The 11,747-nt window shown below is 59.7% G+C and carries 10 protein-coding genes and 1 other RNA gene; 7 read left to right on the forward strand and 4 right to left on the reverse strand.

Features of this window, described 5'->3' with window-relative positions; translation table 11 throughout:
• Positions 1-43 precede the first annotated feature (43 nt).
• The 7 genes from C1X29_RS15865 to C1X29_RS15895 all read left to right on the forward strand — a co-directional run bounded on the left by C1X29_RS15865 (position 44) and on the right by C1X29_RS15895 (position 8,147).
• Positions 44-868, forward strand: a complete 825-nt coding sequence (locus C1X29_RS15865) for a (Fe-S)-binding protein (protein WP_064593332.1) — start codon at positions 44-46, stop codon at positions 866-868.
• Positions 865-2,319: a LutB/LldF family L-lactate oxidation iron-sulfur protein gene (locus C1X29_RS15870; RefSeq protein ID WP_085647650.1), complete on the forward strand. Its 1,455-nt coding sequence runs from the start codon at positions 865-867 to the stop codon at positions 2,317-2,319. Before C1X29_RS15865 ends, C1X29_RS15870 begins: the two co-directional genes overlap by 4 nt.
• Entirely contained in the window at positions 2,319-2,990 is a 672-nt protein-coding gene (locus C1X29_RS15875; protein WP_102717859.1) for a lactate utilization protein C, read from the forward strand. Before C1X29_RS15870 ends, C1X29_RS15875 begins: the two co-directional genes overlap by 1 nt.
• Positions 2,987-5,809 carry an FAD-binding and (Fe-S)-binding domain-containing protein gene (locus C1X29_RS15880; protein WP_102717860.1) on the forward strand — a complete coding sequence of 941 codons (2,823 nt, stop codon included), beginning with the start codon at positions 2,987-2,989 and terminating at the stop codon, positions 5,807-5,809. Before C1X29_RS15875 ends, C1X29_RS15880 begins: the two co-directional genes overlap by 4 nt.
• A gap of 130 nt (positions 5,810-5,939) precedes the next feature.
• Entirely contained in the window at positions 5,940-6,218 is a 279-nt protein-coding gene (locus tag C1X29_RS15885; protein WP_007953788.1) for a hypothetical protein, read from the forward strand.
• 95 nt (positions 6,219-6,313) lie between these two features.
• Positions 6,314-6,703, forward strand: a transfer-messenger RNA (tmRNA) gene (gene ssrA, locus C1X29_RS15890).
• A 187-nt stretch (positions 6,704-6,890) separates the two neighbouring features.
• Positions 6,891-8,147, forward strand: a complete 1,257-nt coding sequence (locus C1X29_RS15895; RefSeq protein ID WP_102717861.1) for an integrase domain-containing protein — start codon at positions 6,891-6,893, stop codon at positions 8,145-8,147.
• A gap of 148 nt (positions 8,148-8,295) precedes the next feature.
• Here the strand turns inward: C1X29_RS15895 and C1X29_RS15900 are convergent, their stop codons facing one another.
• The 4 genes from C1X29_RS15900 to C1X29_RS15915 are packed head-to-tail and all read right to left on the reverse strand — an operon-like array spanning position 8,296 to position 11,275.
• Positions 8,296-8,565 carry a hypothetical protein gene (locus C1X29_RS15900; RefSeq protein WP_102717862.1) on the reverse strand — a complete coding sequence of 90 codons (270 nt, stop codon included), beginning with the start codon at positions 8,563-8,565 and terminating at the stop codon, positions 8,296-8,298.
• Positions 8,562-9,545, reverse strand: coding sequence for an integrase domain-containing protein (locus C1X29_RS15905; protein WP_102717863.1), 984 nt, complete (start codon positions 9,543-9,545; stop codon positions 8,562-8,564). The genes C1X29_RS15900 and C1X29_RS15905 overlap by 4 nt, the downstream gene beginning before the upstream one ends.
• Positions 9,529-9,882, reverse strand: a complete 354-nt coding sequence (locus tag C1X29_RS15910; protein WP_065909783.1) for a hypothetical protein — start codon at positions 9,880-9,882, stop codon at positions 9,529-9,531. The genes C1X29_RS15905 and C1X29_RS15910 overlap by 17 nt, the downstream gene beginning before the upstream one ends.
• The gene (locus C1X29_RS15915) at positions 9,869-11,275 is read right to left on the reverse strand and encodes a YfjI family protein (RefSeq protein WP_102717864.1); all 1,407 of its coding nucleotides are present in this window, start codon (positions 11,273-11,275) and stop codon (positions 9,869-9,871) included. Before C1X29_RS15915 ends, C1X29_RS15910 begins: the two co-directional genes overlap by 14 nt.
• Positions 11,276-11,747: the final 472 nt, after the last annotated feature.

An 11,747-nucleotide genomic window follows, 5' to 3' on the forward strand; every position in this document is an offset into this window, starting at 1 on the left:
GCCTCAACAGACGGATAACCGGGCCCACCCGGAGACACGCCTGATGAGCGAGCTTTTTTACAACGCTGTGCCCAACGCCACTCGCGTCGCACCGCCACTGCCCGAACCCCGGCAATACCCCGGCGAGAAACCGTCGCGGGTCTACCTGTTCGGCACGTGCGTAGTCGACCTGTTCTACCCGGAAGCCGGGATGGACGCGATCCACTTGCTGGAACGCGAAGGCATCCGGGTCGACTACCCGCAAGGGCAGAGCTGCTGCGGACAACCGGCCTACACCTCGGGTTACACCGAGCAGGCACGGACGGTGGCGCGCTCGCAACTGGCGCTATTTGCCGGGGACTATCCGGTGGTGGTGCCGTCGGGTTCGTGCGCCGGGATGATCCGCGAGCATTACGCCGACTTGTTCAAGGACGAGCCGGAAACGTTGAAACAGGTTCAGGCCCTCGCAGCCCGCACCTATGAATTGGCCGAGTTTCTGCTGTTCGTCTGCAAGGTGCAGCTCAAGGACAGCGGCGAGCCGGTGAAAGTGGCGCTGCACACCTCGTGTTCGGCGCGACGGGAAATGAACACCCACCTGCACGGCCGCGAGTTGTTGGCGCAGTTGAGCAACGTGGAACGGGTCAACCACGATCACGAAAGCGAATGCTGTGGCTTCGGTGGGACATTCAGCGTCCGTATGCCAGACATTTCCGGCGCGATGGTGGCTGACAAGACCCGGGCGTTGAAGGAATCCGGCGCGCATCAGGTACTCAGTGCCGACTGCGGCTGCCTGATGAACATCAACGGCTCGCTGGAAAAACAGCAGGAAGCACTGCGCGGGCAACACCTGGCGAGCTTCCTCTGGCAACGAACCGGAGGTGCCCGATGAGCACTTCCACGATTATTCCTACGGTTGCCGTAGAAGAAGACTTCCGCACCCGGGCGCACAACGCCCTGGGCGACTCGCAGTTACGGAACAACTTCCGCACCGCGATGGATTCACTGATGACCAAGCGGGCAGCGGCTTTCAGCGATGCCCACGAAAGAGAACACTTGCGCGCCCTGGGCAACTCGATCAGGGCGCGTGCGCTCTCCAAGTTGCCCGACCTGCTCGAGCAACTGGAACAGAACCTGACCCGCAACGGTGTGACAGTGCACTGGGCGGAAACGGTGGACGAGGCCAATGGCATCGTTCTTTCGATCATCCGCGCTCACGAGGCGCGGCAAGTGATCAAGGGCAAATCGATGGTCAGCGAAGAGATGGAGATGAACCATTTCCTCGAGGCTCGGGACATTGAATGTCTGGAGTCCGACATGGGGGAGTACATCGTCCAGCTCGACCACGAGAAGCCTTCACACATAATCATGCCGGCAATCCACAAGAATGCCGGTCAGGTCGCGTCCTTGTTCCACGACAAACTTGGCGTGGAATACACCAAGGACGTTGACCAACTCATTCAGATCGGTCGCAGGGTCCTGCGGCAGAAATTCTTCGAAGCGGACATCGGCGTCTCCGGCGTCAACTTCGCCGTGGCCGAAACCGGTACCCTGCTGCTGGTGGAAAACGAAGGCAACGGCCGCATGACCACCACCGTGCCACCGGTGCACATCGCCGTCACCGGTATCGAAAAAGTCGTGGAAAACCTGCGCGACGTGGTGCCGCTGCTGTCATTGCTGACCCGCTCGGCGCTGGGCATTCCGATCACCACCTACGTCAACATGATCTCCGGACCGCGCAAGGAACACGAACTCGACGGCCCGCAGGAAGTGCATCTGGTACTGCTCGACAACGGTCGCAGCCAGGCGTTTGCCGACAGCGAATTGCGCCAGACACTCAACTGCATCCGCTGCGGCGCCTGCATGAATCATTGCCCGGTCTACACCCGCGTCGGCGGCCATACCTACGGCGAGGTTTACCCCGGCCCGATCGGCAAAATCATCACCCCGCACATGGTCGGCCTGGCGAAAGTCCCGGATCACCCGAGCGCTTCTTCGTTATGCGGCGCCTGCGGTGAAGTGTGTCCGGTAAAAATTCCTATTCCCGCACTGCTGCGCCGCCTACGCGAAGAGAACGTCAAAGCTCCCGACAGCCCTCATCAAGTGATGCGCGGTCAGGGCAGCAAATACTCGCGCAAGGAACGCTTCATCTGGAACGCCTGGGCGAAGCTCAACAGCTCGCCGACCTTGTATCGGCTGTTTGCGTTTTTCGCCACACGCCTGCGCGCGCTGGCGCCGAACAATGTCGGCCCGTGGACACAAAATCACAGCGCGCCGAAACCCGCCGCCCGCTCACTGCATGACATGGCTCGCGAACACCTGGCCAAACAAGGAGACCGTTGATGAGCGCCAAGCAAAATATCCTCGGCAAGTTGCGCAAAAGTCTGACCGGCACCACACCGATTGCCGACAACTTTGACGTCGATCTGGTGACTCAGCCTTACACCTACAGCGCCGAACAACGGATCCCGCAGCTGCGCAAACTGATGGAAGCGGTGCACACCGAGATCCACCTGACTTCCGCTGATGGGTGGCCGGCGCTGCTGGCGCAATTGCTGCATGACCGCCAGTTGCCGAGCCTGCTGATCGCACCGACTAAACCTCACGGGCAGCGCATCACACAACACTGGGCGAACAATCCTGATCTGCCGGCGCTGAAGTCCTACGACCGGCCGATGGAAGAGTGGAAAGCCGAGTTGTTCAACGACACCCCGGCCAGCCTGACCGGCACCCTCGGCGCGATTGCCGCCACCGGCAGCCTGATCCTGTGGCCGACCCGCGAAGAACCACGGCTGATGAGCCTGGTGCCGCCGGTGCATTTCGCCCTGCTCAAGGCCAGCCAGATCCGCGACAACTTCTATCAGGTGCAGCAGGAATTCGAGTGGGCACAAGGCATGCCGACCAATGCGCTGCTGGTGTCCGGCCCGTCGAAGACCGCCGACATCGAACAAGTCCTGGCTTACGGCGCCCACGGCCCGAAAGACCTGGTGGTGTTGATCCTGGAGGACCAATGACCTTACCGGCGACTTTCCTGCGCGATGCGCAGCAACTGATTCCTGCCGAACGGCGCTTCGACGATCCGCTGTCGACCCTGGCCTTCGGCACCGACGCCAGCTTCTACCGGTTGATTCCGCAACTGGTGATCCGCGTCGAATCGGAAGACGAAGTGGTGGCGCTGCTGAAACTGGCCCAGCGCGATCAGGTTCCGGTGACCTTTCGCGCTGCCGGCACCAGCCTCTCTGGTCAGGCGATCAGCGATTCGGTCCTGATCGTGCTGGGGGATAACTGGAACGCGCGGGAGATCCGCGGACAAGGCACACAAATCCGCCTGCAACCGGGGGTGATCGGTGCCCAGGCCAACGCATGGCTGGCGCCTTTCGGGCGCAAGATCGGCCCGGATCCGGCGTCGATCAACGCCTGCAAAATCGGCGGCATCGTCGCCAACAACGCCAGCGGCATGTGCTGCGGCACCGCGCAAAACACTTATCACACGCTGGCCGGGATTCGTCTGGTACTGGCCGACGGCACACGTCTCGATACCGAAGATGCCGCCAGCGTCGCGGCGTTTCGCACAAGTCACGGTGAGTTGCTGGAACGCTTGGCAACACTGGGCCGCGAGACCCGCGCCAATGCCGAACTCGCCGCGCGAATCCGCCACAAATACCGTCTGAAAAATACCACCGGCCTGTCGCTCAACGCCCTCGTGGATTTCGATGAGCCTGTGGATATCTTGAGCCACTTGCTGGTCGGCTCCGAAGGCACCCTCGGCTTCATCAGCGCAGTGACCTACGACACGGTGATCGACCACCCGAACAAGGCCTCGGCGCTGATCGTTTTCCCAGACGTGGAAACCTGCTGCAACGCCGTCACCGTGCTGAAAAGCCAGCCGGTGTCCGCCGTGGAACTGCTCGACCGCCGCAGCCTGCGCTCGGTGCAGGACAAACCCGGCATGCCGAATTTCGTACAGCAGCTGTCGAACAATGCCTGCGCGTTGTTGATCGAATCCCGCGCCGCCTCTTCCACTTTGCTGCAGGAACAACTGGCGCAGATCATGGCGTCGCTCAATGGCTTCCCGGTGGAAAAGCAGGTCGACTTCACCGAAGACCCGGTCGAAAACGCCCGCCTCTGGGCGATCCGCAAAGACACCTTCCCTGCCGTCGGCGCCGTGCGCAAGACCGGCACCACGGTGATCATCGAAGACGTCACCTTCCCGGTGGAGCAACTGGCGATCGGCGTGAACCGCCTGATCGAGCTGTTCGATAAACACGCCTACGACGAAGCGATCCTTTTCGGACACGCGCTGGAAGGCAATCTGCACTTCGTCTTCACCCAAGGCTTCAACAGCCCGGAAGAAGTCGCACGCTATCAGGCGTTCATGGACGACGTGGCGCAACTGGTGGCCGTGGAGTTCGGCGGTTCGCTGAAGGCCGAACACGGCACCGGGCGCAACATGGCGCCCTTCGTCGAACTGGAATGGGGCAGTGACGCCTATCAATTGATGTGGCAACTCAAACGCCTGCTCGACCCCAACGGCATTCTCAATCCGGACGTGGTGCTCAGCGAAGACCCGCAGATTCACCTCAAGCACCTGAAACCGCTGCCGGCGGCCGACGAGATTGTGGATAAATGCATCGAGTGCGGTTTCTGCGAGCCGGTCTGCCCCTCGAAAGGCCTGACCCTGAGCCCGCGCCAGCGCATCGTGATCTGGCGCGATATCCAGGCGCGAAAACGCGCCGGAATCGACACCACCGAACTGGAAAAAGCCTACGAGTACCAAGGCATCGATACCTGCGCCGCGACCGGTTTGTGTGCGCAACGCTGCCCTGTAGGCATCAACACCGGCGAGCTGGTGAAAAAGCTGCGCAGCCGTCACGCAACCCATACGAAAACCGCCAACCTGATCGAAGGAAATTTCGCCACCACCCTTCAAGGTGCGCGTTTCACCCTGCACGTGGCCAACGGTGCGCGGATGTTGTTGGGAGCACCGCGCCTGGCGAAGCTTTCGGCCACCCTGACGAGGCTGTCCAAAGGTCAGGTACCGCTATGGACCAACGCGATGCCGCAGCCGGAAAAAGCCGTTCGTTTCAGCCCGGCCGTGTCGGACGAACGCCCGCGCGTTGTGTACCTGGCGGCCTGTGTGTCGCGAGTAATGGGGCCGGCGGCGGGCGACAAGGAGCAGATGTCGCTTTACGACAAAACCCGTGGTCTGCTGGAGAAGGCCGGTTATCAGGTGGTGTTCCCGGACAATCTGGACAACCTCTGCTGCGGCCAGCCCTTCGCGTCCAAAGGCTATGCCGAACAGGCCGAGCACAAGCGTCAGGAGCTGATCGGCGCATTGCTTCAGGCCAGTCGCGGCGGGCTCGATCCGATCTATTGCGACACCAGCCCCTGCACGTTGCGGCTGGTGCAGGATGTGGGAAATGTTCGCCTGGATCTGTATGACCCTGTGCGATTCATCCGTACGCACCTGATGGATCGTCTGGAGTTCACGCCGCAGGAAGCACCGATTGCCGTTCACGTGACCTGCAGTACTCAGCACCTTGGGGAAAGCCAGGCGCTGATCGACCTGGCGCGCAAATGCAGCAAGAACGTGGTGATCCCGGAAGGCATTCACTGCTGCGGTTTCGCCGGCGACAAGGGTTTCACCACGCCGGAGCTCAACAGCCACTCACTGCGAACGCTCAAGGATGCGGTGCAACAATGCAGCGAGGGGATTTCCACCAGCCGCACTTGTGAGATTGGTCTGACACAGCATGGCGGAATCGACTACCACGGTCTGGTGTATCTGGTGGATCGGGTAACCCGGGCCAAAGCCCCCGCAACCGCCCTCTGAAGAAAAATAGAACCCTTGCGAGCGACCGCAGTCCACAGAACAGGCCCCGAACAGTCGGGGCTTGTCCTCCATTCGGTTGCCCGTCCTGACGGCCAGCGAAGTCTGGATCCCTCAGTTCAAGGAGATTCATATGAAACGTTCTGTACTGTTAGGTCTGTTCGTTACTGCCTCGATGATGGCGTCGGCTTCGTTCGCTGCCGACAAGCCCGCTGACCTGTGTGATGCCAATCTGCAAACCATCAATAACGCCAAGGCGCAGGCCATGGCCTCACCCGACCTGAATCAACGGGTAGAAGCCAGCGTGCAAAAAGCCCAGGCACTCAAGGCCCAGGGCAAGATCGACGAATGCGTGGCTGAAACCCAGCAAACCATTCTGGAAATCCGCAAAACCAGCGGAACCAACAACTGATCGAAGCTCAGGCCAACCTTCGGGTTGGCCTTGTGAGCCGTTTGGCGTACACTGCGCAGGCTTGTTGCTCATAAGCCACACAGAGCGCCAGGCTCGGGGCCGTTTAGGATTCGACGCCGGTTGCGAAACTCTAGGTGCATGCCGACTTGGTAACAGAAGTCGTAAATCCACTGTTGCAACTACTTATAGTTGCCAATGACGACCAATACGGTGCTGCTCTCGCTGCTTAATTGCAGCTGACATGCACTCCTGGTACCTTCGGGTCCAGCAATCATCAGGGGATGTCTGTAAACCCAAAATGATTGTCATATAGAACAGAATCGCCGTGCAGTACGTTGTGGACGAAGCGGCTAAAACTTACACAACTCGCCCAAAGCACCCTGCCCGTCGGGTCGCTGAGGGTTAACTTAATAGACACGGCTACGCATGTAGTACCGACAGCGGAGTACTGGCGGACGGGGGTTCAAATCCCCCCGGCTCCACCACTTCATCATCTAAAGACGTCCACGGACGTCTTTTTTTGTGCCTAAAATCCAGTAAATACGGGGGTTTCAGGGCTATTGGGGGCTTTCGAGGTTTTTAGAGTTCCAGGCGATTTGGTATTCCCAATGGTATTCCCGGCTACCCAGGGCTAATCTTGGGAATACCAAAAAGTGTCATGGAGTACTTCTCATGTGCGCTCAAACCACCCGCCTCTCCGACCGCCAGCTCAAGGCGATCAAACCGAGAGACAAGGATTACGTCCTCACCGATGGCGACGGGCTTCAGCTCCGTGTCAGAGTCAATCGCTCGATGCAGTGGAATTTCAACTACCGGCATCCCGTCACCAAGAATCGAATCAACATGGCACTCGGCTCTTATCCCGAGGTTTCTCTTGCGCAAGCCAGGAAGAAAACAGTTGAGGCTAGAGAGCTGCTTGCACAGGGCATCGACCCCAAAGCTCAGCGTAATGAATTGCAGGAAGCCAAACGAGCGGAAACGGAACATACGTTCGAGAACGTAGCCACCGCGTGGTTCGAATTGAAGAAGGATTCCGTCACCCCGGCGTATGCCGAAGACATCTGGCGCTCACTCACGCTGCATGTATTTCCGAGCATGAAATCAACGCCGCTATCAGAAGTGAATGCCCCGATGGTCATCAAGCTCCTTCGGCCGATTGAGGCCAAAGGTAGCCTCGAGACCGTGAAGCGGATAAGCCAGCGCCTTAACGAGATCATGACCTACGGGGTCAATTCCGGAATGATCTTTGCCAACCCTCTCAGCGGCATTCGAGCGGTCTTCAAGAAACCCAAAAAAGAGAACATGGCCGCGCTACCAGCTGATGAGCTTCCCGAGCTCATGATGGAAATCGCGAACGCCAGCATCAAGCGGACGACCCGCTGCCTGATCGAATGGCAGCTGCACACCATGACCCGCCCCTCCGAAGCGGCGACCACCCGATGGGCAGATATCGACTTCGACAAACGCCTCTGGACCATCCCTCCGGAGCGAATGAAAAAGCGTCGTCCGCACACCATCCCGCTGACCGAACATGCACTCGCGTTATTGGAGACGCTCATGCCCCATAGCGCCCACAGGGAATATGTGTTCCCGTCAGATAGAAACCCGCGCACCCACGCGAATAGCCAAACAGCCAACATGGCGTTGAAACGCATGGGTTTTCAGGACCGCTTGGTCAGCCACGGAATGCGCTCCATGGCCAGCACAATCCTGAACGAGCATGGATGGGATCCAGAGCTGATCGAAGTCGCGCTGGCGCATGTCGATAAAGACGAAGTTCGAAGCGCCTACAACCGGGCGGATTACATCGAACGCCGGCGTCCGATGATGGCCTGGTGGAGTGAACATATCCAGAAGGCAGCCACCGGCAGCCTGTCGGCATCCGCCATCAATCAAACTAGGGACCGTAACGTCGTGCCGATACGCTGAGCCGCCGACAATCCGTGTCGTGCAGCAGGGCGACTGAAGTGGCGACTGTCGCTAAATCTGCCGCATGCCTGCGCTTCTTCGGCCAAGCCCCTGAGTATGGGAAGGCTCCGCATTCCCATACTCAGGGGCTCACACTTAAAAGCGTCTATCAGACAACCACGAGTTGCGCCTTTCTGCGGCGGATCAGCCCTGCTGTTAACTCATAGTAATAGACGGTCGCTGGTGCTGAGCAACGCAGATAGTGCTCTAAAAACCATCTGGTGTGCTTTTCCTTCCAGGACCAGGGGGTCGCACAACTCCAGCGCTCACGAATCGCCTCGTGCATCCTTTCTGCCTGCCTGATATGCCGCTGCCGCGTGGCATGCGCACCTTTGAGCACGGGACTCAGAAACAACGCCATATCGAACTCGGACTTCATCGACGACCTCCGATGTAGGCACTCACCACGTCGATGCGGTTATGCCCCAACTCGTGGCTGATCTGCTGGCGTGCACGCTGATCGAGTGCTCGATCCTCTCGATGACCACGACCGCCATTGATGGGCGCGGAGAAGCCGGTCAGTTGCTCATAGCGCTCACAGGCGTAAGCCGCCCGCAGTTCATGAAAGCCTTTCAATCCATGCTCATGCAGGATGTCCCGTGCCGGTCGCACGATTGTCTGTAAGAAATCTTTGTAGCTTTCATCAGGTGTTAACAGATTCCGACTGCCCTTGGGTGAAGCCTCGCTGGCCCTGTCGAGGGCGCCACGAACTTGATCCGTGACCGCAATCCAACGCGGTGCCGATGCGCCTGATCGACCGCCTTTGGTGCCGTCCTGGATATTGATCTTGCCCAGTTGCCGAGCCTCACGTTGCAGCCGGGGCAAGTCCGCCAAGATCGCTTCACGCAGGCGCATGCCGGTCTCCCGAGCAAGGAGCACAATGGCACTCACCCTCGATTGCTGGCCTCGCTCTGACAACGCCTGTGCAATCAACTCGACCTGGACACGGTCTTGGCCTTGCGGGGCCTCACTACGCACACCTGAGCGCTGCAAGCCAAGCGCCTTGCTCGGACTGGGGATTTTGACGTACTGATCACCGCGCAGCGCGGCCATCGTTCGGTTCACGCTGGACAGGCGGTTCTGCGCGGTGGCGATGCCGACGTTGCCCTGATCAACCTGCTCGCGCAAATGGAAGGCGTACCGCATAAGGATCTCGCGGTCGATCTGTCGCGCGTCATTGAGCCTTGGCCCTTCCTCGGATCGACACCAACGCACGAATGCCTGCCAGCGATCGCTATGGGCTTTGACGGTAGCAAAATGGCCGTCGCCAAACAGATCTTTCAGCGCTTGCGGTCCGGCATAGCTGAGCTGGCGACCGAAGCCAAAATTACGTCCCGCTCGCTTACCGACCCGAGCCATTTTTCTGTTCCTGATCGACTGCAGCGAGATCATGCAAAAGGGCTTGCCAGTGCGCACTCACGATGGCGAGCTGGGCCCAATCCGTCGGACGAAAACACAGCCTGTTATCGGAGACGTAGAGATGCGCGCCCTCCTCTTTCAACCATTGGATGATGGCTGTCGGCGAGGTGATAGCTTTATGGGGGGTGGCGACACCGGCGACACCGGCGACAACCCTTGTCCTGCCTGGCTTTGAGCGTGGCGACAAAGTGGCGACAGTCACGGCGACAAACCGCGCTTTCGGCTCCTTTTGGCGCTGAGCCAGGTGGTTGCGCAGCGCTTCATCAAGATTGAACATGGCGCACCTCGAAGGTACAACCGTCAGTGCTCAGCCACTGATGATCAATCAACTCGACCAACAGCTTGGCGGCATGACGACTGCTCTTACGGGCAAATCGGGGACCATTGCGATTCAGCTCCCGAATACTGAAGCGCTTCCAATCTTTGACCTGCAGCCAGCGCAGCAGCCGGTCTGCCTCCTCTTTAACCCGGCACACCGGTTCCTGCTCGGTCAGGCGCTGGATCTCGGTGAGGTAATAGCCGACTAAGGCCGAGGCCCGTTGGATATGATCGACCTCCACGACGCTGCTCTCCTCCACGACTGCCAGATTGCCGGCGACGCGCAGCAGGTTGTCGGCGGCCTTCGATCCGCTAGGCCGTACGCTGGCCAACTCGCCAAACTCACCCAACTGGGCCTCGATGGCATCATGCAGATCAATCCAGCGACGACGAGCCAGTGGACTGAGGCTCAGCGGTGACAGCCGCAAGGCACCGTCAGCGGAAAGCGACCAAGGCTGATGAAACAGGGCCGAAAGACGGTGGTGATATCGCTTTAGGGCGGGGTCTTTGGACAAGTCGACAGCCTGGTAACTGCGTTGTCCGGCCAGGCTGGTGGGCCAGGTCATGAGGCAGCGACCGAGAATGCCTTGCCCCTGCAGCAACGGGTCACTGAGTAACTGCATGGCTAGATACGGTTGCAGCATCAGGTGCAGGCTTAAGCGTCGATCGTAAGCTCGCAAGCTTTCACCCACCATGGACCGCGCGCGATCTATCGGACTGCCGTCCCAGAGTGACGACAAGGTCGTAACCGCTTTCAAACGGTTATCTCGACTCATGGTGCTGCTCCCGAGGAATTGTCCCCCCTCGTCACAGAACAGGCCCATGCTCGGCAAGTCATGACAGAGTCCCTTGATCAGGGCCTCGATAGTCGGATCCGTGGTGATCAGCCTAGGTGCAGAGGGCTCCGCTTCAAGCGGTACGCCGTTTGTGGGGTCGGGATCGCGAGGGTTGATACGCTGCGCCTGTCGCTGCGCGACACGGTACCGGGCGAGTTGTTCACGGTAGCGCTGCCACTGCTCACGCTCCCATAGCCGTGCTGGCAGCAATGCAAAACGATCTGCCGCGGTCTTGCGATCACCTGACGCGGCCACTGTAATCAGGAACAGCGACAGGGGGTAATTTCGTCCATCGAGTTGCAAGCCCGCATGACCTTGAGTGGCCAGCGCCGAGGCAGCCAAGACCGATTGTGCGGCCAGTGCCTGGGGCACGCCAATGACCTCGGCCATGCGCTCAACCGCAGGCCCAAGAATTCCACCCAGTGCCTGGACCGGATAAGGCTCGGCCACGGGGTTTGACTCAATCAGCGGTCGAGGCGGTCGTGGTAGTTCAAGCTTCGGATCTAACTGCTGCATGGGCCCTCTCCTCGGTAATTGCTGGTTGTCCTCACGTAGTCCCGCCACGCGTGTTGAGTGTTATCAGGGATCAAGGCCCCTGCGGCCTGTGAGGTGTTCACTGACGTGGAACGCACGGCTCCTTACGGCCGGGAGCGAGGGCATGACCCCATGAACCTGACCTCCTTGACGTATCCAAAGACACGGGCGGGTGGAGGCTGTGCCGACTGACGAGTTCGGCACCTGGAGATCCTGAGTGGGAGAAGGCAACGACCTGGACACCTGGGGCATGCCTGACTGTCAGTCAGGTGCAGCCTTTCCTTAGGCTGCGGCACCGGTGCCTGTGTTATTGCGGATGGCGACGAATCGGATTTGTCAGGCCGATTGTCACGAGGAGAGTTGCGGCAATGCCTTGTACGACGTGGCTTGCAGCAGTGGTACGAGCGCCCGTCTCTTTCAAGGAGAAAGAGACGGGCGCGGATTGGCGCAGCGA

This window comes from Pseudomonas sp. GW456-12-10-14-LB2 (genome assembly GCF_002884345.1).
Taxonomy (GTDB): domain Bacteria; phylum Pseudomonadota; class Gammaproteobacteria; order Pseudomonadales; family Pseudomonadaceae; genus Aquipseudomonas; species Aquipseudomonas paraglycinae.

What these genes read in the sequence shown, in the direction of transcription:
- C1X29_RS15865 (WP_064593332.1), top strand. Translation starts at nt 44, where the DNA reads ATGAGCGAGCTTTTTTACAACGCTGTGCCCAACGCCACTCGCGTCGCA.
- C1X29_RS15870 (WP_085647650.1), top strand. Translation starts at nt 865, where the DNA reads ATGAGCACTTCCACGATTATTCCTACGGTTGCCGTAGAAGAAGACTTC.
- C1X29_RS15875 (WP_102717859.1), top strand. Translation starts at nt 2,319, where the DNA reads ATGAGCGCCAAGCAAAATATCCTCGGCAAGTTGCGCAAAAGTCTGACC.
- C1X29_RS15880 (WP_102717860.1), top strand. Translation starts at nt 2,987, where the DNA reads ATGACCTTACCGGCGACTTTCCTGCGCGATGCGCAGCAACTGATTCCT.
- C1X29_RS15885 (WP_007953788.1), top strand. Translation starts at nt 5,940, where the DNA reads ATGAAACGTTCTGTACTGTTAGGTCTGTTCGTTACTGCCTCGATGATG.
- C1X29_RS15895 (WP_102717861.1), top strand. Translation starts at nt 6,891, where the DNA reads ATGTGCGCTCAAACCACCCGCCTCTCCGACCGCCAGCTCAAGGCGATC.
- C1X29_RS15900 (WP_102717862.1), bottom strand. Translation starts at nt 8,565, where the DNA reads ATGAAGTCCGAGTTCGATATGGCGTTGTTTCTGAGTCCCGTGCTCAAA.
- C1X29_RS15905 (WP_102717863.1), bottom strand. Translation starts at nt 9,545, where the DNA reads ATGGCTCGGGTCGGTAAGCGAGCGGGACGTAATTTTGGCTTCGGTCGC.
- C1X29_RS15910 (WP_065909783.1), bottom strand. Translation starts at nt 9,882, where the DNA reads ATGTTCAATCTTGATGAAGCGCTGCGCAACCACCTGGCTCAGCGCCAA.
- C1X29_RS15915 (WP_102717864.1), bottom strand. Translation starts at nt 11,275, where the DNA reads ATGCAGCAGTTAGATCCGAAGCTTGAACTACCACGACCGCCTCGACCG.